The 23494-nt window shown below is 57.4% G+C and carries 23 protein-coding genes and 1 tRNA gene; 11 read left to right on the top strand and 13 right to left on the bottom strand.

The window, feature by feature from the left end:
- The first annotated feature begins 42 nt into the window (after positions 1-42).
- Positions 43-1503: an amidophosphoribosyltransferase gene (purF, locus tag AC5S16_RS07185; protein WP_493929699.1), complete on the top strand. Its 1461-nt coding sequence runs from the start codon at positions 43-45 to the stop codon at positions 1501-1503.
- Positions 1504-1595: 92 nt separating this feature from the next.
- Here the strand turns inward: purF and AC5S16_RS07180 are convergent, their stop codons facing one another.
- The 5 genes from AC5S16_RS07180 to asnS form a co-directional block, all read right to left on the bottom strand.
- The gene (locus AC5S16_RS07180; protein WP_493929359.1) at positions 1596-2048 is read right to left on the bottom strand and encodes a hypothetical protein; all 453 of its coding nucleotides are present in this window, start codon (positions 2046-2048) and stop codon (positions 1596-1598) included.
- 178 nt (positions 2049-2226) lie between these two features.
- Positions 2227-3408 carry a D-alanine--D-alanine ligase family protein gene (locus tag AC5S16_RS07175; RefSeq protein WP_493929358.1) on the bottom strand — a complete coding sequence of 394 codons (1182 nt, stop codon included), beginning with the start codon at positions 3406-3408 and terminating at the stop codon, positions 2227-2229.
- Positions 3405-4004 (bottom strand): hypothetical protein, encoded by a 600-nt coding sequence (locus AC5S16_RS07170; RefSeq protein WP_493929357.1) that lies wholly within the window; start codon positions 4002-4004, stop codon positions 3405-3407. The genes AC5S16_RS07175 and AC5S16_RS07170 overlap by 4 nt, the downstream gene beginning before the upstream one ends.
- A 269-nt stretch (positions 4005-4273) precedes the next feature.
- A complete protein-coding gene (gene rocF, locus AC5S16_RS07165) occupies positions 4274-5275 on the bottom strand; it encodes an arginase (RefSeq protein ID WP_493929356.1) in 1002 nt (333 codons plus the stop codon).
- A gap of 185 nt (positions 5276-5460) precedes the next feature.
- Positions 5461-6825 carry an asparagine--tRNA ligase gene (gene asnS / locus AC5S16_RS07160; protein WP_493929355.1) on the bottom strand — a complete coding sequence of 455 codons (1365 nt, stop codon included), beginning with the start codon at positions 6823-6825 and terminating at the stop codon, positions 5461-5463.
- 179 nt (positions 6826-7004) lie between these two features.
- Here asnS and AC5S16_RS07155 point away from each other — a divergent pair, with 179 nt between their 5' ends.
- The 8 genes from AC5S16_RS07155 to AC5S16_RS07120 all read left to right on the top strand — a co-directional run bounded on the left by AC5S16_RS07155 (position 7005) and on the right by AC5S16_RS07120 (position 12259).
- Entirely contained in the window at positions 7005-7334 is a 330-nt protein-coding gene (locus tag AC5S16_RS07155) for a PadR family transcriptional regulator (protein ID WP_493929354.1), read from the top strand.
- Position 7335: 1 nt separating this feature from the next.
- Entirely contained in the window at positions 7336-9969 is a 2634-nt protein-coding gene (locus AC5S16_RS07150; protein ID WP_493929353.1) for an ABC transporter permease, read from the top strand.
- A gap of 35 nt (positions 9970-10004) precedes the next feature.
- Complete coding sequence (locus AC5S16_RS07145; protein ID WP_493929352.1) at positions 10005-10253, top strand: hypothetical protein; 249 nt, start codon at positions 10005-10007, stop codon at positions 10251-10253.
- Positions 10231-10668, top strand: a complete 438-nt coding sequence (locus AC5S16_RS07140) for a PIN domain-containing protein (protein ID WP_493929351.1) — start codon at positions 10231-10233, stop codon at positions 10666-10668. Before AC5S16_RS07145 ends, AC5S16_RS07140 begins: the two co-directional genes overlap by 23 nt.
- 159 nt (positions 10669-10827) lie before the next feature.
- The gene (gene rpmB, locus AC5S16_RS07135) at positions 10828-11016 is read left to right on the top strand and encodes a 50S ribosomal protein L28 (RefSeq protein ID WP_493929350.1); all 189 of its coding nucleotides are present in this window, start codon (positions 10828-10830) and stop codon (positions 11014-11016) included.
- A gap of 112 nt (positions 11017-11128) precedes the next feature.
- Positions 11129-11347, top strand: coding sequence for an addiction module protein (locus tag AC5S16_RS07130; RefSeq protein WP_493929349.1), 219 nt, complete (start codon positions 11129-11131; stop codon positions 11345-11347).
- The gene (locus AC5S16_RS07125; RefSeq protein ID WP_493929348.1) at positions 11347-11643 is read left to right on the top strand and encodes a type II toxin-antitoxin system RelE/ParE family toxin; all 297 of its coding nucleotides are present in this window, start codon (positions 11347-11349) and stop codon (positions 11641-11643) included. The genes AC5S16_RS07130 and AC5S16_RS07125 overlap by 1 nt, the downstream gene beginning before the upstream one ends.
- Positions 11644-11668: 25 nt before the next feature.
- A complete protein-coding gene (locus AC5S16_RS07120; RefSeq protein WP_493929347.1) occupies positions 11669-12259 on the top strand; it encodes a cation efflux transmembrane domain-containing protein in 591 nt (196 codons plus the stop codon).
- Here AC5S16_RS07120 and AC5S16_RS07115 read toward each other — a convergent pair.
- The 4 genes from AC5S16_RS07115 to AC5S16_RS07100 form a co-directional block, all read right to left on the bottom strand.
- Positions 12256-13230, bottom strand: coding sequence for a hypothetical protein (locus AC5S16_RS07115; protein ID WP_493929346.1), 975 nt, complete (start codon positions 13228-13230; stop codon positions 12256-12258). The two genes, AC5S16_RS07120 and AC5S16_RS07115, sit on opposite strands and share 4 nt — an antisense overlap.
- 8 nt (positions 13231-13238) lie before the next feature.
- Positions 13239-13631, bottom strand: coding sequence for a peptide-methionine (R)-S-oxide reductase MsrB (msrB, locus tag AC5S16_RS07110; protein WP_493929345.1), 393 nt, complete (start codon positions 13629-13631; stop codon positions 13239-13241).
- Between the two features lie 25 nt (positions 13632-13656).
- Positions 13657-14049, bottom strand: coding sequence for a RidA family protein (locus AC5S16_RS07105; protein WP_493929344.1), 393 nt, complete (start codon positions 14047-14049; stop codon positions 13657-13659).
- Between the two features lie 81 nt (positions 14050-14130).
- Positions 14131-14403, bottom strand: coding sequence for an oxidative damage protection protein (locus AC5S16_RS07100; protein ID WP_493929343.1), 273 nt, complete (start codon positions 14401-14403; stop codon positions 14131-14133).
- Between the two features lie 353 nt (positions 14404-14756).
- On the opposite strand from AC5S16_RS07100, the gene AC5S16_RS07095 reads away from it, so the two are divergent.
- Positions 14757-18104 carry a TonB-dependent receptor gene (locus AC5S16_RS07095; protein WP_493929342.1) on the top strand — a complete coding sequence of 1116 codons (3348 nt, stop codon included), beginning with the start codon at positions 14757-14759 and terminating at the stop codon, positions 18102-18104.
- A gap of 848 nt (positions 18105-18952) precedes the next feature.
- Here the strand turns inward: AC5S16_RS07095 and AC5S16_RS07090 are convergent.
- Both AC5S16_RS07090 and AC5S16_RS07085 read right to left on the bottom strand, forming a co-directional pair.
- Positions 18953-19029, bottom strand: a tRNA-Pro gene (locus AC5S16_RS07090).
- Positions 19030-19104: 75 nt separating this feature from the next.
- Positions 19105-21378, bottom strand: coding sequence for a RelA/SpoT family protein (locus AC5S16_RS07085; protein ID WP_493929341.1), 2274 nt, complete (start codon positions 21376-21378; stop codon positions 19105-19107).
- Positions 21379-21486: 108 nt separating this feature from the next.
- Here AC5S16_RS07085 and AC5S16_RS07080 point away from each other — a divergent pair, with 108 nt between their 5' ends.
- Positions 21487-22752, top strand: a complete 1266-nt coding sequence (locus tag AC5S16_RS07080) for a class I SAM-dependent rRNA methyltransferase (protein WP_493929340.1) — start codon at positions 21487-21489, stop codon at positions 22750-22752.
- A 3-nt stretch (positions 22753-22755) separates the two neighbouring features.
- On the opposite strand, the gene AC5S16_RS07075 is transcribed toward AC5S16_RS07080, so the two are convergent.
- Positions 22756-23115, bottom strand: a complete 360-nt coding sequence (locus AC5S16_RS07075; protein WP_493929339.1) for a carboxypeptidase-like regulatory domain-containing protein — start codon at positions 23113-23115, stop codon at positions 22756-22758.
- Positions 23112-23306: a hypothetical protein gene (locus tag AC5S16_RS07070; protein WP_493929338.1), complete on the bottom strand. Its 195-nt coding sequence runs from the start codon at positions 23304-23306 to the stop codon at positions 23112-23114. Before AC5S16_RS07070 ends, AC5S16_RS07075 begins: the two co-directional genes overlap by 4 nt.
- Positions 23307-23494: the final 188 nt, after the last annotated feature.

The raw sequence follows: 23494 nt of genomic DNA, 5'->3' as shown, positions 1-23494 counted from the left end.
GTTTCCCGTGTGCTTACTCAAACCAGGGTGCCCCAGGTTCCCCTGAGCAAAGCGAAGGGTAACCTGGGAGGTTCGCAGGATAATAGAGCAGATGATAAACTCCGCGAAGAATGCGGCGTAGTAGCCATCTACGGACATCCCGACGCCGCCCGCCAAGCCTACCTCGCTCTCTACGCCCTCCAGCATCGCGGGCAGGAATCCGCTGGCATCGCCACCGCCGACGGCACGAATCTCGCGAACATCAAAGGCATGGGCCTAGTCGCCGACATCTTCACCGAAGAAGTCCTCGGCAAGCTCAACGGCGAAATGGCCATCGGCCACACGCGCTACTCGACCACCGGCGATTCCGCGCTGCTCAATGCGCAGCCCATTCGCGTCGATTCCACCAAGGGCCTCATCGCCATCGCCCACAACGGCAACTTGGTCAATCTCGGCAACGTGCGCGCGAAGCTCGAGCGCGAAGGAGCCTTCTTCCAGACCACCAGCGACTCCGAAATCATCGTCCAGCTCATCGCGCACTCCAAAGCAGGCACGCTTGTCGACGCCATCGCCGACTCGCTTCGCCAGGTTGATGGAGCTTTCTCCATCGTCATGATGACGCGCGATCGCATCTTCGCTGCCCGCGATCCCCGCGGCTTTCGCCCGCTTTCGATGGGCCGCATCGAGAACCCCAACGGCCCTGACACCATCGTCTTCGCCTCCGAAACCTGCGCCTTCGATCTGCTGCGCGCTAAATTCGAGCGTGACGTAAAGCCGGGCGAGCTCGTCATGGTCACAAAAGACGGCGTGACCTCCGTCCAGTATGCAACAGGCATTCCACAGTCGAGTTGCATCTTCGAACACGTCTACTTCGCCCGCCCCGACAGCAAAATCTACAACCGCTGGGTGCAGGAGAGCCGCGAAGAGATGGGCCGCGAGCTCGCCCGCGAGTCGCACGTCCCTGCCGACCTCGTCGTGCCTGTTCCTGATTCCGGTGTTACCGCAGCCATCGGCTACGCCGCAGAAAGCGGGATCCCTTTCCGCTTCGGACTTATCCGCAATCACTACGTTGGCCGCACCTTCATCGAGCCCGAGCAGCGCGTCCGCGACTTCGGCGTAAAACTCAAGCTGAACCCCGTGCGCAATCTGCTCGAAGGCAAGCGCATCATCCTCGTCGACGACTCCATCATCCGCGGCACCACCAGCCGCAAGATTGTCCGTATGGTGCGCGCTGCCGGCGCAAAGGAAGTGCATCTGCGCATCAGCTGCCCGCCCACCATCTCGCCCTGCTTCTACGGAGTGGACACGCCGCGCAAAAAGGACCTCATCGCGGCTAACAATTCCATCGAAGAGATCCGCTGCTTCATTGAAGCCGACTCGCTCGCTTATTTGTCACTCGAAGGGTTACAAAAGGCCTGCGACGGCGGCGAGGGCAACCACTTCTGCATCGCCTGCTACACCGGCGACTACCCGACCGAGTGGGTCGACGTCGAAGACATCCTGCCCGCCGCCGTGGCGCAGTAACTCCTGGCAGGGCAGCTTCGAACATCCGGGTGCCCCACGTTCGCGTAGCTAACGTGGGAGGTTTGCAGGATGCTGCCAGCAGTGTCCTTTCTCTACGGCCCGACATAAAGCTCAACCGGCGAGTACCCGATTTGCTTCGTCTTGTGATCCACGCGCAGAAAAACCGGTGTCCGGCCGCCATTCACATTAACGCCCATCACCACGCCATTGCCAACCGTCTTGGTAATCACAATCTGGTGGCTCTTGATCACGCCGTAATCGCCCGAGGGACCCCAGTCCTTGGTGAACTGGTTAAAGTCATAGAGCTTGTACTGCTCCGGGTGCTGCTCCCAGTTCGGGTCGTTGTTCCACATGGAATAGGCCTTCTTGACGTCTCCACCCTCAAGCGCCGCAAAGAAGTTGTTGACGCGGTGCTCCTCCGGCCAGTCCCAGAACCACCAGGTTCCAATCGCAAGCACCACCACCGCAATCAAAACCGCAATGATTGAGTTGCGAATCAGGCGCGCACGCCGCGCATTGTAAACAGGCGCATCAAGAAGGGTCATGAATGCAGGCCTCTACTTCCTCACCATTGTACTTTGACACCGCCAACCCGCCGTATGTTTCACTTCACCGCAGTTTTGTCATCCTGAGCGAAGCAAAGGATCTGCTTTTCGCACCGGTCAGCACGAAAAGGGGTGCCCCATACTTCGCGTAGCGAAGTGTGGGAAGCAATGCACCAATTCACCGCGAATACTGCGTCCGGTCCTTCTCTTCTCGCCGCTCCAGCGCCAATCTAATCAGCCGGTCAATCAGCTCCGTATACGGCACCCCTGACGCAGCCCACAGCTTCGGATACATGCTGATCGCCGTAAATCCGGGCAGCGTATTGATCTCGTTCAGATAAACACGCCCCGACCTACCCGGTTCCATCAGGAAATCCACGCGCGCCAGCCCCGAACAGTCGCAGGCCTTGAAAGCTCCCACGGCCATCTGCTGAATCTGCTTCGTCTGCTGCTTGGTGAGCTTTGCCGGAATGATAAGGTCCGAGCCCTCGCTCAGATACTTGGCCTCGTAGTCGTAGAACTCCTTGATGGGCACAACCTCACCCACCACCGAAGCTTTGGGGTCATCATTGCCCAGCACGGCGACTTCAAGCTCGCGCGCCTTGCCGCGCTTGCCGCCCACGCCCTGCTCAATCACAATCTTGCGATCATAGCCCGCAGCCAGCTCAATCGCCGGCCCCAGCTCCTTGCGGTCATGCGCCTTGCTGATGCCCACCGAAGAGCCAAGGTTCGCAGGCTTCACAAAAACGGGATACTTCAGCGCCGCTTCCACGCGGGCAGCAATTTTTCTCGGACTCGTTTCCCACTCGCCGCGCAGAAACGTGACATGCTTCGTAATCGGCAGCTTTACCGAGGCGAAGAGCCGCTTCATGATGTCCTTGTCCATGCCCGTGGCCGACCCAAGCACGCCCGAGCCTACATACGCGATGCCCGCCAGCTCAAACAATCCCTGGATCGTCCCATCCTCGCCAAACGTCCCATGCAGTACAGGGAAGATTACGTCCACACTCAGCGCCTGGTGCGCCGGATGGCCCGCAGTCTCAAAAGGAACCAGCGACCCCGTCTTTGCTTTGGAGGGCACAGGCGGCACAATCACCGCTTCTCCTTTGGCCAGCACCGCCGCCGGAGCTGTCGCGTCAGGATCGCCCGCCCGCAGCTGTCGCGGAGACAATGCCTCTCCGCTCAGCAGGCGCGCAGCATCCGTCGCCGTCACCCATCGCCCTTCCTTCGTGATGCCGATAGGAATGACGTCATATTTCTTAGGATCAATAGCTTTTAAAACCGAAGCAGCCGAAAGCAGCGAAACCTCATGCTCGCCGCTGCGGCCGCCAAAAAGAACACCTACGCGGAGTTTGCTCATGATGGATTATTGATTGTGGGATCGAGATGCGTTTTCGGAACGCGGAATACTCCCTTAATACAATCCAGATTCCGCACAACGATCTGAATGTGGTTTTTTTGTTGAAATTCTGAACCCGGATACAAAGATCCGCCTTCCGTAAAAAGTCCCTTCACGCTATCAATCCTGGATTGCTTTTGTGCTTCGCGAATGGAATGCAGATAGTTAATGACAGCACAATCTAATGGATGCCTGAAGCGCTCAGGATAATTGACCGGCAATGGCTCGCCTGCTGCATCGTAGACCTTCACTAGAGATTCGTATGCTTCTTTCACCATCACAAGGCCGGCATGCGTCGTCAAATCCAGGCAGTTTCCTAAGTCGAGAATTGCGCCAATCACAAACGGCCTCTTGATTTTATTTTGTTCACGAATAGAGACCTCTTGCGCAAATTGGAGAGCACGCAGAGGATTGGCTTCCCAGAAGTAGATACCCGAACCTAGCCAATCATAATTGTTCTGGCTGAACAGAAATTTCTGATTCCGCAGGAGACGTTCACCGATCTTCTGATCGCACCCGTGATAACCCAGAACAAAAGATGCCGTGAGCTTATGCAAGAAAGTTAGCGGAATTGCTTTTTGGGTTTTCCGTGAACCGTATAGAGTCCAGCATCAATGAGTGCCTGCATCGCCGTGGCCTGCGAACTCACTGCCTTTCGTGTATATGCTCGAATAGCCCGGCGAAATGCGTGCACATTTTCGCGTTCGGCAGCAGTCATAAGGTCCCCGGCAGCTTCAGAACTCCAGCCATTGGCTCTATTCTTGTTTTTCACAAATCACCTTCGTATATCTCAAGTATGCCAGATAGAGTTTCCCAGTCAATATAACTACAGAATCTTCTTCCCAAACGCAGAAGAGATCAGCTCCACCGCTAAATCCGCCGTGCGGTTATGTTCGTCGATCACCGGATTCACCTCGACCACTTCAAGGCTAAGCATGCGCCCATGGTCAGCAATGATCTCCATCGCCAGATGCGCTTCTCGATACGTCGCACCGCCGCGCACCGGAGTGCCAACGCCGGGCGCATCCTCCGGATCGACCCAGTCCATATCGAGCGACACATGATAGCCGGCCGTGCCGCGTCCCGCCGCGCGCAGCGCCTCTTCCATCACCGTGCGCATGCCGCGCTCGTCAATGTCGCGCATCGTGTAGACCTCGGTGAGCCCTGAGCGCTTGATGTTCTCCTTCTCGGTAGCATCAATATCACGCACGCCGATCAGGACTGTATTCTCAGGCAGTACCTTAGGTGAAAACCCGCAGATGTTCTTGAGCGAATCAGGTCCAAGCCCCAGCAACGCAGCAAGCGGCATTCCATGAACATTGCCGCTCGGAGAAGTCTCCGGAGTATTCAAGTCCGAGTGCGCGTCAATCCAGATAAGTCCGATCTTCTGGTTCTTGCGGCGATAAAATTCCGCCACGCCCGAGACGCTGCCCGCAGCCACCGAATGATCGCCACCAAGAATGACTGGTGTCATGTCTTCTTCAAGCGCCTCGACCACGTTGTCCGCCATGCGAATGCAGGTCTCAGAAATTTCCTTGAGATAACGTGCATTCTCTTCGCCAGCCTGCTTTGTTTCGGCAATGTCCACGCCAATATTGCCGCCATCAGTAACATTGTGGCCAAGCGCCTCGAGACGTGCTTCCAATCCCGCCACGCGGACCGCCGAAGGACCCATATCCACGCCGCGCCGCGAAGCCCCAAGATCGAGCGGAACGCCAATCACGCAGATCTTCCGCGGCGGAAGCGACTGCACTCCGCTGTGAACTGCACCGGTACCACGTCCTACGATCATCTTTTCCTGAGCGACTGCTTCGCTGATCTTAGCCATACACTTCCAAGAGTTCCGTTTGCTGTCATCCTGACCCCTGACCCTGAACAAAGTGAAGGGGAAGGGGAAGGATCCATACACAAGCATCGAGTGCCACAGCACTCGGCAGCTTTCAGCCACAACCCTGGATGCCGGGTGCCCCAGGTTCCCTGAGCAAAGTCGAAGGGTAACCTGGAGATGTTCCATTACGGATAGATCCGGTTCAGCGTCCGGGCAAACGGAATCGTCTCCCTCACATGCTCGAGCCCGCAAATCCACGCCACTGCCCGCTCGATCCCCATTCCAAAACCCGAGTGTGGAACCGAACCATACCGCCGCAAATCGAGATACCACTGGAACGCATCGAGCGGCAGATTATGCTCTTCAATGCGCTTTTTCAGCAGCTCGTATGACGCAATACGCTGCGAGCCGCCGATCACCTCTCCATAGCCCTCCGGCGCCAGCACATCCACGCACAGCGCATACTTCGGGTCCTGCGGATCAGGCTCCATATAAAAAGCCTTCACCGCTGCAGGATACCGGTGCACCATCACAGGACGGTCAAATTGCGATGAGATATAGGTTTCATCCGGCGACCCGAAATCGTTGCCATACTCAAACGGCTGTTCCAGCAGCCCCTTCGCATGCGCGTCGTTCAGCATCGCAACAGCTTCGTCGTAGCGAAGACGAGGAAACGGCGCTTTGATCGTCTCGAGCTTCGTCACATCGCGGCCCAGCACTTTCAGATCAGCAGCCCGCCGTGTCAGCACGCGCTCCACAATAAAGCTGATGAACTGCTCCGCCAGCCCCATCAAATCATCGAGCGTCGCATAGGCCCATTCCGGCTCCACCATCCAGAACTCGGTCAGGTGCCGCCGCGTTTTCGACTTCTCCGCGCGAAACGTCGGCCCGAAGCTGTAGACCTTGCCCAGCGCCAGCGCCGTGCTCTCAATGTAGAGCTGGCCGCTCTGCGTCAGGTACGCCTCATCGCCAAAATACTCGACAGGAAACAGCGTGCTCGTGCCCTCGCACGCCGCCGGCGTCAGAATCGGCGGATCGGTCAGCACAAAGCCGTTGTCATCGAGAAAATCGCGCGCCGCCTTGATGATCTCCGCACGAATGCGCAGAATCGCCGACTGGCGCGGCGTGCGGATCCACAGATGGCGGTGCTCCATTAGGAAGTCCGTGCCATGCTCCTTGAGCGAGATAGGAAACGGCGTCTCCTCCGGCACGCGCTGCAGAACTTCGACATTCTCCACATCGAGCTCATAGCCGCCCGGAGCGCGCTTGTCCGCGCGAACTTTCCCGGTAACAATGACGCTCGACTCCTGTGTCAGATTTTTGATTCGCTCAAAAACTTCCGGAGCAACCGCAGCCTTGGGCACAACGCCCTGAATCGTCCCCGACCCATCGCGAAAGATAGGGAAGAGCAGCTTGCCGCTCTCGCGCAGGTTATAGAGCCACCCCTTCAGCGTGACAGACTTGCCCTCATGCTCACCGATGAGGGCAATAGTCGTAACCGGAGCTGCAACCTGAGCTTCCGCAGCAGATACAGTAATTTCTTCAGACATAGCTTTCTCAGCGGCCTTCTCAACGAAGGCCGAACCCCTCAGTGTACCGCGTCCGAAATGGATACTCCGGAAACATGGGTGCCCCATCCTTTCCGGAGGAAAGGGTGGGAGGTTCGCAGGATGACAGCAAAAATAAACTTGACAGTCATACTTAGATGTCTATATTTAGATGTCTAATTATGGCAAAGACCGATTCGCTGCAAGGCTCGCTCGATCTGCTCGTTCTCAAAATTCTCTCCCGCAGGCCGCGCCTGCACGGCTATGCCATCATGTCCGCCATCGCCGAAATGTCTGACGATGTGCTCCGAGCCGAAGAAGGCTCACTCTATCCCGCGCTCCACCGGATGGAGGAAGCAGGCTGGATCAAAGCTGCATGGGTCACAAAGGATACAGGCCGCCGCGCGCGCATTTACGAGCTGACCGCCGCGGGCAAAAAGCAATTGTCTGCCGAGGAATCACGCTGGCAGGCCGTAACTTCAGCAGTAAACCGCATCCTGAGGACGGTGTGACATGTCTCTCTGGTCGAGAATTGCGAACGTCTTTCGCGGCGAGCGCCTGAACCGCGAAATCGAGGAAGAGCTCGAAGCGCACATCGCCGAAGCCGTCGAGCAGGGACGCGATCCGGAAGAAGCCCGGCGGGCGCTCGGCGCGGCCGTGCGGCAGCGCCAGCAAAGCCATGACATTCGCGTGATCGGATGGCTCGATTCGCTGCGCGCCGATTTTGTTTTCGGATGGCGGCAGCTCAAGCGGAACAAAGTCACTTCAGCCGCGGCCATTCTCTCCCTGGCCTTGGCAATTGGATCGTGCGCCGCGGCATTTCGTCTCATCGACGCATTGCTCCTGCGGCCCTTGCCCGTCGCGCATCCTGAGCAGCTCTATGTTCTGTCTCGAAAAGGCATGGGCTTTGACAACAAGCCCGGTGAGTGGGACTCATGGGCATACCCAGGCTTCAGGCTGATGCGCGCCGCGGCAAAAGGCGAAGCGGAATTGATCGCCATCTCCTATGCCAGCCACGACGATGTGACCTACAAAACCGATGCTGAGATGGAAAAGGCCCGCGTGCAGTATGTCTCAGGGTGGATGTTCTCGACGCTCGGCATTGGCCCTGCCGCAGGCAGGTTGTTTACGGAGAACGACGATCTCAAGCCGGGAGCCGCGCCCTACGCGGTGATCTCCTATGACTACTGGAGCCTCCGTTTCGGACGCGACCCCAAAGTCGTCGGACGCACCTTTCATTTTGGCGATAGCGTTTACGAAATCGTCGGCGTAAGCGAGAAGAAGTTCACCGGCACAGAGCCGGGCATCGTCGTAGATATTTTCGTCCCCACGACGATGCACCGCTGCGCAACACGTTCTGACTGCACTTGGATTCGCACTCTGGCCGTAGTCAAGCCCGGAGTCGTTGTTGAGCCGCTGCGTGCAAAGCTGGCAGCCGTAAGCCATGCCTTTGAAGAAAACCGGCTGAGCGGCGAAAAAGGGCTCTCAGAGGAGACGCTGCACAATGTCCTGAAAAATCAGGTGCTGATAAAACCGGCGTCTACCGGCGCATCCGGGATGCAGGAGGAATACAGCCGCGCTCTTGCTGCCATTGCCGTGCTCGTGCTGATGGTGCTGCTCATTGCCTGCGTCAATGTGGCCAATCTGATGACCGCCCAGGCTGCTGCGCGTACGCGCGAAATGGCCCTGCGCATCTCCATCGGCGCGGGACGATGGCGTCTGGTGCAGATGGTTCTGGCAGAAAGTGCTCTGCTGGCTTTTCTTGCTGCGGCAGGCGGCGCGCTCTTCGCATGGTGGTCTGCGCCTCTGGTCGTGAGCATGATCAATCCTCCGGACAACCCGGCGCGCCTCATTCTCCCTGCAGATTGGCGCGTACTCGGTTTTGGCGTGGCGCTTACACTCTGCGTTGTCCTGCTCTTTGGCCTCTTGCCTGCCGCGCGTACTTCCGCCGTAAAGCCCGTCAGTGTATTGAAGGGCGGCGACGATCCGCACTCGCGGCGGCGCCTGATGCACGGAATGATCGCACTGCAGGTGGCCTTTTGTTTTCTCGTCTTGTTTATTGCGGGATTGTTTGTCGCGACCTTCCAGCGGCTTTCCAGCAAGCCTACCGGATTTTCCGCCGACAGAATTCTTCTGCTGGACACAACAGGCAAGCCTCCACAGCTCGATATGTACTGGGAACAGGTAGCCGATCATCTGCGTGCGGTGCCGGGCGTTGAGCGCGTGTCCCGCGCAGGATGGGCGCTGTTGAATAACACCGGCTGGAACGATTCCATCTCAATCAACGGCGGCCCGCCAAGCATAGACCTCGCATATTTCCTCAATGTTTCACCACGCTGGCTGGAGACAATGCGAATCCCGCTTCTCGAAGGCAGAGACTTTCGCAATGGAGATAAGTTTCCCGACGCCGCGATAGTGAATCAAACCTTCGCCAGAAGATTTCTGAATGATGAGCATCCAGTCGGAAGGTTCTTTGAAAAAGCTTCCGACGACGGCCGCCGCCAGCGCATGCAGGTCATCGGTGTGGCGCGCGATGCGTATTACAACAATATTCGTGGGCCAATTTTGCCGGTGGTCTATGTCCCGTTTGAGTCGGATCCCCTTGGAAGCCAGACGTTCATCGTGCGTACGGCTTCCTCAAACCCGCTGGCTCTGGCTGCCACCCTGCGAAGGGAAGTGGCGCAGGCGCACTCCGGATTTCGCGTCTCGAATGTTTTGACACAACAGGAGCTGAATCAGGCACAGACCCTCCGCGAGCGCCTTCTGGCAACCCTGGCTTTCTTCTTCGGCGCCGTCGCGCTCCTGCTTGCCGGAATAGGACTGTATGGAGTGCTGAATTATTCCGTGCAGCAGCGCGAGCGTGAAATCGGCATCCGCATGGCGCTCGGCGCCCAGGTGGGAGGCATCGTCCGCCCCATCATTGCGGGCATTTCTTTTGCCGTAACTATGGGCGCCATCGCTGGCCTCGTACTTGGACTCGGTTCCACCCGCTACATCGAGTCGCTGCTCTATCAGGTCAAATCCACCGACGCAGCCTTCCTCGCGCTCCCGTGCCTCATCATCCTTGCCACTCTCGGCATCGCCGCCGTTCCTGCTGTGCTGCGGGCATTGCGCGTCGATCCGGTAATCATGCTGCGCGCCGAGTAAATGACACGAATATCGTGTTACACTGAATTCGTGTCATGAAAGCATCCTTAAGAAATATCACCATCACTCTCGATGAGAATCTCGCCCGATGGGCCAGACTCGAAGCTGCGCGAAGAGATATGAGTGTGTCCCGCCTGCTCGCTACAATTCTCAAAAAGCATATGCAGGAAGAGGATGCCTACGAGAAGTCCATGCGGCGCGCCCTGGCGCGAAAGCCATTCCTGAAGACAGACGGCCAGTATGCATCGCGCGAGGAGGCGCATGAGCGCTCCAGTCTTCGTTGACACAAATGTTTTTATTTATGCGCTCGACCAAGCCGATCCCCGGAAACAGGAGCGTGCCCGTTTGTGGCGGGAAGCGTTGTGGAAGAGTCGCCTGGGACGCATCAGTTTTCAGGTTTTGCAGGAGTTTTATGTAAAGGTCAGCAAAAAATGGCCGGACGCCCGCCAGGCAGCCAGGTCAGAGATACGTGATCTTCTGGCCTGGCAACCTGTAGCCATGGATGAAGGAGTCCTTGAGCATGGCTGGAAAATTCAAGATCGTTTCCAGCTTTCGTTTTGGGATGCCCTGATCGTCGCGGCAGCCAAAAGCGCTTCGTGCAAATACCTCCTGACGGAAAATCTTCAGGCCGACCAGGATCTGGATGGATTGCTCATCGTAAATCCCTTTCTTCGCGATCCCGCGTCTTTGCTGTCGTAGACCACGTTGCTAACCGTTGCGTTCTGGGTTAGACTTAAGATTCGGCACCAGTACGGCACATGTCTGTCCGCCTGCCCGTTCTCCTCGCACAACGCGACGAAATGCAGTTTTGAGGCGGGTTCTGGTCTGCGCGAAAAGTTCAGCAATTTGGAGTGAGTCATGGCTCAGGTCTGCGAAATCTGCGGCAAAGGCCCGCAGTTCGGAAACAACATCTCGCACGCGCACAATGTCAGCAAGCGGCGCTGGAACGTCAATCTCCGCCCGGTGAAGGCCAAGGTAGGCACTGCCGCGAAGAAGCTACGCGTCTGCACCAGTTGCATCAAGAGCGGCAAGGTCGTCAAGGCTTAATTTCAGCGGAGCCTTCTCCGCTACAAAAACCCCGGCTCTCCCCGGGGTTTTTATTTGTTCTGAAGTTCGCATTCGTCTTGAGCTGAAGCTGCTTTTTTCGTAGGCTGAGAATATGGACAGGCTCACCCATGACGAGCTGGTACGTTTGACTCCACCGGAGCGTCTGGCGCTGATTTCGCAGCTTTGGGACAGCCTGGAAGCTGAACAGCTTCCTTTAACTGCTGCACAGCAGGTGGAGCTTGACCGCCGCCTTGAGACACTCGATCAGGACCGGCGCGAGGGCATCTCGTGGGCTGCCCTGAAGGCTGAGCTGGAGCAGCGCTGTCCATAGTGCACCCGGTCATCTTTACTCCGATCGCCCGGCAGGAATTGATCGACGCGCAGGACTGGTATGAGAACGAATCCCCCGGATTAGGACGACGTTTCGGCACCGCAGTAAACGCACTGGTCGAACGTATCAGCAGCAATCCAAAACAATTCCCGGTCATCTACAACAACATTCGCCGCGCCTTGCTGCGTCGCTTCCCCTACGCGCTGATGTTCATCCTTGAAGACGACGAATCTTTAACCGTGATCGCCTGTTTCCACGGCAGTCGTGAGCCAATCCGCTGGCAGAAGCGAATGTGAAGTTCTTTACAATAATCTCTAACGAATGGAAGCAGCAGAACACAAATCCGCCGTTCTCCAGCTTCAATGGCTGACCGTCACCTGGATGACCATCGAACTGGCAGTGGCCGCTGCTTCAGGCATTCAGGCCCACAGCGTCGCCCTGCTCGCTTTCGGTGGAGACAGCGCCGTCGAGCTCTTCTCCGCCGCCATCGTCCTGCGCCGCTTCTACCTTGGTGGACACGCCGAGAAACAGGCCGCGCGCATCGCCACCATCCTGCTCTACGCGCTCGCAGCCTTCATCGTCTTGAGCTCCATCGCAGCTCTGCTCGGTAAAGCTCCACGCCCTGAAGCCTCCTATCCGGGCATGGCGCTTCTCATCGCCGCGGCTCTCGTCATGCCCTGGCTCGGCCGCAGAAAGCGCATGCTGGCCGCCCAGACCTGCAGCATCTCGCTCAAAGCCGATGCCGTGCAAAGCTCCGTCTGCGGATACCTTTCGTGGATCGCCCTCGCCGGACTCGCCATGAACGCCGCCTTCCACCTGCCGTGGGCCGATTCCGTCGCCGCCCTCGCGCTCGTGCCGCTCGTACTTTACGAGGCAAACGAAGCACGCAAGGGAAAGGAATGCTGCTGTTAAGTCTTCGGCCTCTGCGTAATCGCCTTGCGAATGTCCGCGAGCGGCGCATGATCGTCGAATCGTACGCTGTCGCCATCCCGCACAACTCCCAGCCGCTTCCACAGGCTGTCTAGATCAAGCTGCTTAGGCCGATCGCCCATCTCGTCATAAAGCTGCGTTAGAACGTGGACTCCGGTCGCGGCATCGCCGGTCTCAAGCGCCTTGCGCAGCGGCCAGTCATGATCAATCGTGCCGCCCGCGGCGACAATCGCCCGCAGCGCGTCTTCGAGGCCCTTCTGGTTGTGCGTCTGTTCGCGGATCATCACATCAGCCATCAGGCAGAACTGAGCGCCGCCCCAATACGTCCGTCCCCAGGTGTGCGTAAGGTCAAGTCCGCGGTCAAAGCTCTCCGGATTGCCCCTCGGCATGTCGCGCAGCATGTCTGCCCATATCTTTTCCGGCTGCAGCAGGCCGTTCTGTGCCCGCGCGATCGGCTCCACATAAGTTGCCAGGCCTTCTTCGATCCAGGAGTGCGCGTCATCGACTGTGGGAAACGCTGAGTGCACCAGCTCATGCGTCATTTCCCAGTCCTCGTCAAGATCGCGTTGTGTGCTCTGTTGTCCAAGTACCATCCGGTGAAACGCAGGAAATCCGCCCACGTCGCCCCAACTCGTGCCGCGCAACACCCCATGTCCCGGAGCGAATTCAATGAGAATGCGGTCCCGCTCCACAGGAAACCGGCCATAGTAACCAGCAACAGCGCCGGCAGCATTCCTCACCCACTGCATGATACGGTCCGTCGGCAGATCAAACGCTCCGGGGCCAAAATCAACCTGAATCGTTGCCGAACCAATATGGATGAATCGCGAAGAGGCCACAGGATGCGACCACGGAGGGCCGCCGCGAAACTGCGCATGACCCGCGCTACTCAACATCACCAGAAACAAAGCGGCAGTGCTGCGAAGAAAAATCTCAGCACTGCCGCGTTTCATGATCCCAATTATTTCTTCTCGAAGTCGAGCGAAGCCGAATTGATGCAGTAGCGCAGTCCTGTAGGCTGCGGACCATCCGGAAAGACGTGCCCGAGATGGGCGCCGCAGCGGGCGCATGTCACCTCAACACGCTGCATGCCATGGCTCGAGTCTTCATGCGCCTCAACCGCCTCCGGACTCACCGGCAGCCAGAAGCTGGGCCACCCGCTGCCCGACTCGAACTTCTTGTCTGAAGTGAACAACTCCGCCCCGCAGGCCACGCAGCGGTAGATGCCGTCATCGTGGTTGTAATACAGCTTGCCGGTAAACGGCGGCTCGGTGCCCTTTTCGCGTGTGACGTGAAACTGCTCCGGCGTCAGCAGCTTGCGCCATTCTTCTTCTGTCTTGTGGACTTTTTCCATCGCAGCCCTCTATTCCTTTCGATGGTCAGAGCTTCGCAATCGCTTCAATCTCAACCAATGCATCCTTCGGCAGCCGCGCCACCTCAATCGTAGAACGTGCTGGAGCCACCACGCCATCCGGCGCAAAATACTTGCCGTAGATGGCATTCATGGCTGCAAAATCGTTCATGTTTTTCAGGAAAACCGTGGTCTTTACGACGTGAATCAGATCAATCCCCGCAGCTTCGAGAACAGCTTTCAGGTTTTCGAGAACCCGTGTCGTCTGCGCTTCAATGCCGCCTTCGACCACCGTGCCGCTCGCCGGATCAAGCCCCACTTGCCCCGAAGTGTAAAGAAAATCGCCAACCCGCACCGCCTGCGAATATGGCCCGATCGCCGCCGGAGCCTTGGACGTAGAAACAACCTTCTTTTCGCTCATGAATTCCTCGAAATCAGTCAGACCTGAACCAGTAGGCGAGGGCTTTAGCCCTCGCAAATGCATTGAGGAATGAAGAGGAGTTTAATGCGCCGGAGGAACATACTCCTTCGGCAGTTCCGATCCCTCGCCGAAGAAATAGCGGTCCATCTGCTCCACCAGGAACTCCTGCGCCTGCGGCGTCCAGGGCTGCAGACGGTATTCATTCAGCAGCATCTTCTGGTGTTCCAGCCACTCCAGCCAGGCCCTCTTCGAGACGTTGTGATAAATCTTGTTGCCGAAATCGCTGTCAAAGGGAGGCTCGTCCAGCCCCTCCAGCTCCTGTTTATAGCGCGCGCAAAACACCATATGTGCCATCGTTTTCAAGTACCTTTCCCCGCTATTGTAAGCAGGAACCGGCAAGGACGCGAATCCCCGACGCTGCATCTGCCATAACTGCCCATGCCCGGCGTAATTACCCGGGCATATAGCTAATGGAAGCTCAACAAATCAGCAGCAATATTTGTAAAACAATACATAATCTACTAATTAATAGATCGCATATTCCAGAATCCATATGGTGCCCGCCTGCTCCCGACCCGTCCCATCCTGTAACACGTGACTTTGCCTTTAAATTCCAAATAAATCACTTATTATCTATGTATTAACTAATTATTAACAGAAATCTGCTCTAGCTCGACTTTGGTATGACAGTTGCACATATAGATAATATGAAAAGAACAAATATTCGCTCCATCCTTGGGGTGCTTGCAGTTCTGGCTGCCTTCCTCCTTGGATCCGGAATCCAGCAGGCGGCCGCCCAGTCGTCTATCTCCGGAGACATTGTCGGTTCGATCACCGACCCTGCCGGCGCCGTTGTGCCCAATGCCTCTGTTTCCGTCAGGAGCCTCGATACCGGCGAAGTCAAGACCGCCACGACGAATGATGCCGGCTCCTACCGCGTCTCCCTGCTCAAGCCCGGCCAGTATGAGATCACCGTGTCCGCTCCCGGTTTTCAGAACACCAGCGTCAAGGTTACTGTGCAGAACGGAACCATCGCCGCCGGGAACCTCAAGCTGAGTGTCGGCTCCAGCTCGCAGACCGTCGAAGTCAGCGCCACCTCTGAGCCGCTGATCCATACCGAAGACGCGAATATTTCCACCAGCTTCAACCAGCAGCAGATTCAGAGCATGCCCAATCCGGGCAATGACATCACCTTCATGGGCCAGCTCGCTCCCGGATCGGTGATCAACAGCACCAACCAGGCCACCAACGGCCAGTTCGGCTACGGCAATTTCTCAAGCTTTGGTCTGCCGGCGACCTCGAATAATTTCACGGTGAATGGAACCGATGAGAATGATCCGTTCTTCAACGTGAATAACTCTGGCGCGACCAATATTCTGCTGGGCAATAACGAAATCAGCGAAGCCACCGTCATCAGCAATGCCTATGCTGCGCAATACGGCGGACTGGGCGGCGCCAAGATGAACGAGATCACCCGCTCCGGCTCGAACACCTTCCATGGCAACCTCGTCTACTGGTGGAACGGCAGCGTCCTCAACGCGAACGAGTATTTCAACAACCAGCAAGGCGTGAAGAAGCCCTTTGATAACGACAACCAGTGGGCGGCATCCATCGGTGGTCCCGTCAAGAAGGACAAGCTCTTCTTCTTCCTCGATACCGAAGGCCTGCGCGTCGTCTTCCCCACCAATACTGCTGTCTATGTCCCGAGTGCTTCCTACCAGAGCCGCATTCTAAGCCAGGTAGCCGCCAACAACCCCAGCGAAGTCGGTTTCTACCAGAACATGTTCAACCTCTATAACACCGCTCCTGGAGTTGCAGGTGCGACTCCCTTTGTCGATGGCGGTGGCGTCAACCCTGACGTCAACACTTTCCGCTCCACCGCCTCTTCCGGAGCCAATGAGTGGATTCTCGCCGGGCGTGTTGACTGGAACATCAGCGATAACGACAAGCTCTATGTCCGCTACAAGCAGGACAAGGGTTTCCAGCCATCCTATACCGACCCCATTAATCCGATCTTCAACCTGGTCAGCAACCAGCCTTCCTATGAAGGCCAGCTTGCGGAAACGCACAGCTTCTCACCCAACATCATCAACCAGTTCACCTTCAACGCTTCGTACTATCGCGCCATCTTCCAGGCGCCTGACCCGGTAGCGGCCCTCGCCGCCTTCCCGGGAACCTTCGAGTTCTTCGACGATCAGGATCCCACCACCGGACACACGGACCAGTTCACCACTCTGAGCCAGTACGGCTATTTCCCCAACGGCCGCAATGCAACCCAGTATGGGTTCCTCGATGACGTGAGTATCACGCGCGGCAGCCACACCATCAAGGTAGGCGCTTCCTTCAAGCGCGATGACATCAGCGACTACGATCCAATGGAGTTTACCGCCCCGTTGATGATAGGTTTCGGCCCGACCCTGTCTCAGGAGTCCGGTGTCGGCTCGAACTCCTTCGACAACGGCTATGCCTACCAGACCGTACAGGCCTTCCCGCTCAGCAAGTCGCAGCCTCTCGCCTTTTATCAGCTCGGCGCCTATGTTCAGGATGACTGGGCCATTCGCCCCAATTTCAAGCTGAATGCGGGCATTCGCTTCGAGCACAATTCGAACCCCATCAGCACGAAGAATGTCTTTGCCCGCCTTTCCGGCGATTTCTTCGGGCAGAACCCCGACACCTCTACGCCCTACAGCAGCTACATCGCTGCAAACCAGCATCAGGCCTTCCACGGCTACCAGTCGATCATGGCCGAGCCGCGCATCGGCTTCAACTGGTCTCCGTTCCCTGACAACAACACTGTAGTTCGTGGCGGCTTCGGCATGTTTGCTGATGTCTTTCCCGGCACTGTTGCCGATAGCCTCATCGCCAACCCGCCTACTGAGCCGACCTTCCCCGTCTTCGGTGCTCTGATCGATCCTTCACAGCCCGGAAGCGGCTCGCAGATCGCAGCAGCCGATGCTGCTGCCTTCCGCAGCGGTTTCACCACCGGGGCAAGCTTCGACAGCCTGTCAGCAAGCAATCCCACCTTCTCGCAGCCCAACTTCGTTTCCGGCGCACAGAGTGTTCAGTATCCGCAGTACGAAGAGTGGAGTCTGCAGATTGAGCACCAGTTCCCGTACAACACCGCTCTCGCGGTTGGCTATGTGGGCAACCACGGTTATCACGAGCCGGTCGTGAACAACAGCGCGAACGCCTATGGCTTCGGCACTCTGCCCACAACGGCTCCAGTGCCGTCCTTTGCCCAGGTACAGCTTTATCAGAGCGCCGCGTCCTCAAACTACAACGGCCTGATGGTTACCGCCAACCACCGCGACAAGTACGCCACCGTCTCGCTCAACTACACCTACAGCCATGCTTTTGACGAGATTTCGAATGGCGGTTTCCTGCCCTTCAATCCCGGCAACACCAGCAGCCCGAACAATCCGTATGATCTGAGCCAGAACTACGGCAACGCCGACTACGACGTTCGCCACAACATCACTGCCGACTATGTTGTCCGCCTGCCTTATTGGGGCGGCCCGCACGTGCTTACTGACAAATGGCAGCTCAGTGGAACGGTCTTCTACCACACCGGCTTTCCCTATTCGATTACTGACGGCAACCTGGCCTCGGCGCTCAACGGACAGAACTACTACGGCCCAGCCTTTGCCCAGCAGCTTGGCCCGCAATCCTCTTACAACTGCAGCTCCAGCGCAGTCGCCAACGTGGCTACCGGCGAAGGCAATCCCTGCCTCGACATCAACAGCTTCGCTTCTCCGACGGGCTTCGGAGGCCAGCGCCGTAACCAGTTCTTCGGCCCGCACTATGTGAATACCGACTTCGCTGCGCAGAAAGGCTTCGCCATTCCGCACTGGGAAGGCGCCAGTCTGAATGTGGGAGCGCAGTTCTTCAACCTCTTCAACCATCCGAACTTCGCGCAGCCCGTGAGCGACATCTCGAGCCCGCTTTTCGGACTGATCAATAGCGTCGTAAGCACCCCGACCAGCATCTTCGGCAACGGGCTGGGCGGAGACGCTTCACCACGTATCATCCAGCTCAAAGCCAGCTTCCAGTTCTAACCGGAAGTTAGCTCTGCTTTGAGAAAGCGGCCCGGATGGGCCGCTTTTCTTTTGGCCATGTGTTTACCGAGGGATGCGAAACCTTTGTCAAGCCCCGGAAACCGAACAAAACTTCGCAACCCCAACAAACCAAAGCAAAAATAGAATAGAAATAGTTGGCATAGCATTAGGGTGAAAATTGATAAACTAAAAATAGAGAGAAAAAGCCCGCCAATGAAGGCGGGCTTTTGTACATTCCGCCACTCTGGTCATCCTGAGCGAACCCTGAACAGGGTGAAGGGGGAGTCGAAGGACCCCCACGAGCAGAAAGAACCTGCCCTGAGCGAATCGAAGGGCTCGTGGGAGGTCGGCCAAAAAGGCCGACGGAGGGAAGCCAATACCCTGCGAATTTGTCATCCTGAATGGAATGAAGGATCCATACAAAACATCAAGCGCCATAGCGCCCGGCTGTTTTCAACCACGAACTGACACCCTCCGAATCCTGAAGAACGCTTGTCTGAGCACTGCCGAGAAGGTAACCAAAAAATAGATTACCCACTAAATATAAGAAAACAATGGAGTAGTGCACAAGCAATAGAAGAATCAATCACATAGCAGGGGGTAACCCCCTCGTAAGTCATTGAAAACAAATAAACCAACTGCTACATAGGGGGGAGGGGGTCCCCCCTGCTTCTTCCACTTCTTCCTGTCTGAAGTCTTCCCTTCCCATCGCAACGCTTGGGCAGCCGCAGTGCGATAGGGGTGGGCACCCCGGTACACAAACTCAACACAACTTGTTCGTGGATTTTGATGTTTTTGTTGCAAATAGTAGGAGCACCAGAATCTGACAAGGCGGCTGCTCCATGCAATGGTCGGGACGGGCAGATTTGAACTGCCGACCCCTCGCACCCCAAGCGAGTGCTCTACCAGGCTGAGCCACGTCCCGACACGGGGGTCTACTCCAGTGTACACGATCCTTTGCACGCCTTCACCGCGCTCCGGCCTGCTCAGGAACGGCGGTCTAAAGCTTCTGTGAGCGGAGGACTTCGCGCACTCCGGGAACGCGCCGCAGGCCCTGCACCAGGCGGGTGAGGTGGCGCACGTCCTCGGCTTCGACCACGAATTCCACTGTGGCGCTGCCGTCGGGGCCGGGGCGGGAGTCGACTGAACGGATGTTGGTATTGTCGTCGCTGATGATGGCTGTCATCTCTTTCAGCATGCCGGCGCGGTCGTCGCAAAAGATGGTCAGCTTCACCGGATACGTCGTGCGGCGGGACTGTGCTTCATCGGATGCGCGCGCCCACTCGACGGTGATGCGGCGATCGGATTCGTAGAGCAGGTTCTGGACGTTGGGGCAGTTGCGCGCGTGTACAGCCACTCCCTTGCCGCGGGTGACATAGCCGATAATCTCTTCGCCGCGGATAGGATTGCAACATCGCGCGCGGTAGACGAGCAACTCGTTGTGGCCTTCCACCTGGAGCGAATCGGCGCCGCTGGCCGCAGTGACGCGCTTGACGGCGTCGGAGGTACCGGTGACGGCCGCGTCTGTCTCCTGCGTCTGCTGGATGGTTGAGCCGGGAGCGAGACGGTTGAGTACCTGGCGCGCCGAGTATTTGCCGAAGCCGACCGAAGCCAACAGATCGTTGGGCGTGACCATGCTGTAGTCCTTGGCCACGCGCTCATAGTCGGAATCTTCAAACTTTGAGATCGCTACCTTGTACTTGCGCGCTTCACGCTCGATGAGCTTTTTCCCGATCTCGATGGCACGCTCGCGCTGGTGTTCGTTGAGCCAGTGCTTGATCTTGTTGCGCGCCCGCGAGCTCTTGACGAAGGTGAGCCAGTCGCGGCTGGGCGTGTGCCCGTTCTGGGTGACGACTTCGACGATGTCGCCGTTGCGGAGCTTCGAACGCAATGGAACCATGCGTCCGTTGACCTTGGCGCCGACGCAGCTGTGGCCCACTTCAGTGTGGATGGAGTAGGCAAAGTCAAGCGGCGTCGCGTCTTTGGGAAGCACGACTACCTTGCCCTTCGGAGTGAAGGTGTAAACCTCTTCGGGGTAGAGATCGATCTTGAGCGTCGAAAGAAATTCATTCGGGTCGCTCATCTCGCGCTGCCACTCGACGAGCTGCCGCACCCAGGCAAGGCGCTGCTCGTCGCGCGCGCTGATGGGCGATCCGCCAGCTTTGTACTTCCAGTGTGCGGCGATGCCTTCTTCGGCGATGCGGTGCATGTCCTCAGTGCGGATCTGCACCTCGAACTGGTGGCCGCCCTCGCCCATCACAGTAGTGTGCAGTGACTGGTAGAGGTTGGGCCGCGGCATGGCGATAAAGTCCTTGATGCGGCCGGGCACCGGACGCCAGATGGAGTGGATGAGGCCGAAGACGGCATAGCAATCCTGCACGCTCGCGGTGATGACGCGGAGAGCAAGCAGGTCATAGACCTGGTCGACGTTGATGCGCGACTTCACCAGCTTCTGATGGATGCTGTAGAGACGCTTGATGCGCCACTCGACGCGCGCCTTGATGTTGTGCTCGCGCAGCTTTTCGGAGAGCAGCGACTCTACTCCGGCAAGAAACTGTTCACCCTCGCTGCGGCGTTCTTCGATCTCGTCATGCACCTGGCTGTAGCCGTAGGGATCGACATAGCGGAAGGCCAGGTCTTCGAGCTCGCCGCGCACTTTGCCCATGCCCAGACGATGAGCGAGTGGAGCGTAGATATCGAGCGTCTCGCGGGCGATCACCTGCTGCTTTTCCGGCGACAGGTGCTCGAGTGTGCGCATGTTGTGCAGGCGGTCGGCCAGCTTGATGAGAACGACGCGCACGTCGCTGACCATGGCGAGCAGCATCTTGCGGACGTTCTCGGCCTGGCGGTCTTCCTTGTTGGCGAACTGGATCTTGTCGATCTTGGTGACACCTTCGACGATATGGGCCACCTGCTCGCCGAAGCGGGCGGCGATGTCGGCGGTGGTGACGGGGGTGTCTTCGACAGCGTCGTGGAGCAGGCCGGCGGCAATGGCAGTTGAATCGAGCTTCATTTCTGCCAGCACGACAGCAACTTCAAGCGGGTGAAGGACGAACGGCTCGCCAGAGGCGCGGAGCTGGCCCTTGTGATGCTCGAGGCAAAACTCCCAGGCACGGCGGATGATCTCGGTGTCGTCGCTGGGGCGGTTGGCGCGGACGGTGGCAATCAGCTTTTCGAATTGAGGCGCAAAAGGATCGTGCGTCGCGGCCTCATTCGGGGGAGAGCCCGTTGGTTTCTTTGTAGAGAAAACCGACGCGCTTTGCGCAGTTGCCATAATTGATTATAGGCGCGACATGCAAATCATGGGTAAATGGATGCGTCCCATCGTCTGCATTTGTGGGGATTTTGATAGTGTATTTTATGGGTTTTTAAGGAGTTAGGCATGAAGCAAACGGCCCGCCGTTCCAGGGAAAAACAACTGGAGATCAGGCCGAGGATGGAGTTTGATGGGGCGGTGGCGATCATTTCGCGCCGGGCGGCGGACCGTCTGCGCGCGGGGCATGTCTGGGTTTACCAGTCAGATGTTTTGGAAATTGCGGGCGAGCCGAGCGGATTGGTTCCGGTGGCCGACCAGCGGGGGATTCTACTGGGGACTGCGCTTTACAGTTCCGTCTCGCAGATTGCGCTGCGGCTGGTCTCGGCCGATATGATCGACGAGGCGCAGTGGTTTGGCCTGATAGAGGCGCGACTTCAGGCTGCGATTGCTCTGCGGAAGCCTTTGCTTAACGCAGAGACCAATGCCTGCCGGCTGGTCTTCAGCGAAGCGGATGCGCTGCCGGGAATTATTGTGGACAAGTATGGAGAGCTTGTCATCCTGCAGCTGCTCACCAAGCCGCTCGACAACGATGTCCTGCGGAACGTGATCGTACGAGTGCTTGGCGAAGAGCTCAGTCCAGTGAGCATCATTGAGAGGCCTGATCTGCGCATTCGCGAGCTCGAGCAGATGAGCGCGCCTTTGGCTGCTCCGCTGTTTTCGGTTGATGCCAGTGCGCCGTTGACGCAGGTAAATTTCCTGCTGAATGGGCTTGTGTTCCAATACGACGCAAATGCAGGACAGAAGACAGGTGCGTTTCTCGACCAGCGGGAGAATTATGCCGCGGCGGCGCGCTATGCACATGGCGAGGCTCTGGATGTCTGCACGTATCAGGGAGGGTTTGCGCTGCACCTTGTACGGGGCTGCCAGCGTGTTACGGGTGTTGATGTTTCGCGCGCTGCGCTTGAAGTTGCGGAGAAGAATCTTGCGGCGAATGCAGCGGCGCTCGCGAATGCGAATGTGGACTGGATCGAAGCCAACGCCTTCGACCTGCTGCGCGACTGGAGCATGTCGGGCACAGTTTATGACACCATCGTGCTCGACCCGCCGGCGTTTGCGAAATCGAAGCGCGCAGTGGAAGGCGCGCTTCGCGGGTACAAGGAGCTGAATCTGCGCGCATTGAAGATGCTACGTCCAGGCGGGACGCTGGTGACGTGCTCCTGCTCGCATCATGTATCGTTCGCAGACTTTCAGGAGATCGTTGCCGCAGCGGCAGGTGATGCGGGACGGCGCGTGCGCCTGATCGAGCGACGCGGGGCAGCAAAAGATCACCCGGTCATCCTGACGATTCCGGAAACGGAGTACCTGAAATGCCTGATCTGCCGGGTGGAGTAAGTCTTATTCCTTGAGGTGCAGGTCGATCACCAGCTGCTTCTTCGAATTGAAGGAGCTGATAGTCTTCTTGTCGCTCTTTTTACCTTTGTAGTCGGCCCAGACCTGGTAGTCGATGTCGGTCGAGAGCTGGCCGAAGCGGTAGCTTCCGTCCTGAGTAGAGATAAAGCTTTTGATGTTGTTTGTCTTGCCGTCCTGCAGGTAGACGACGGCGCCGGTCACGACGGCGCTCTGCGCGTCATATACCTTGCCTTCGACCGACCGCGCCGATGAGCTTTGCGCAACGGCAGCGGCGGTGAAGGCAAAACAGGCTATCAGCAAAACGATCGCGGCAGTGCGATCAACGGTACGGCAAAACTGCTTCATTCCTCTTCCTCTTCTTCAGAGTAGTCCTCTTCTTCATCCTCATAGTCTTCTTCTACTTTTGCAAGCTCCAGAGGATCGGTGGCGACTACTTCAAACTCAGTTCCGCACTCATCACAGACGACAACGTCGCCTTCTTCTACTTCTTCTTCATCAAAGTCGAGAACACTCTCACATTCAGGGCAATTAGGCATAAATTCCCTCCATCTACAGAAATCGGAGAATAGGATGATTCCAACAAATTGCAGGATGCAACTTCGTTAGTTTTTTAGAAAAGGCGTAAACGCGTCAAGATGTTTCCATTAACTTTCGTCACTCCTGTATTGCATTCCAGAGAAATTTTTGTGAATGGGGTCGCATAGCGATATTCGTTACCACAGAT

It is taken from the genome of Acidobacterium sp. FHG110202_01, from assembly GCF_059115305.1.
The sequence above is the reverse complement of the archived record's forward strand: the minus strand, read 5'-3'. Positions and strand labels throughout refer to the sequence as shown.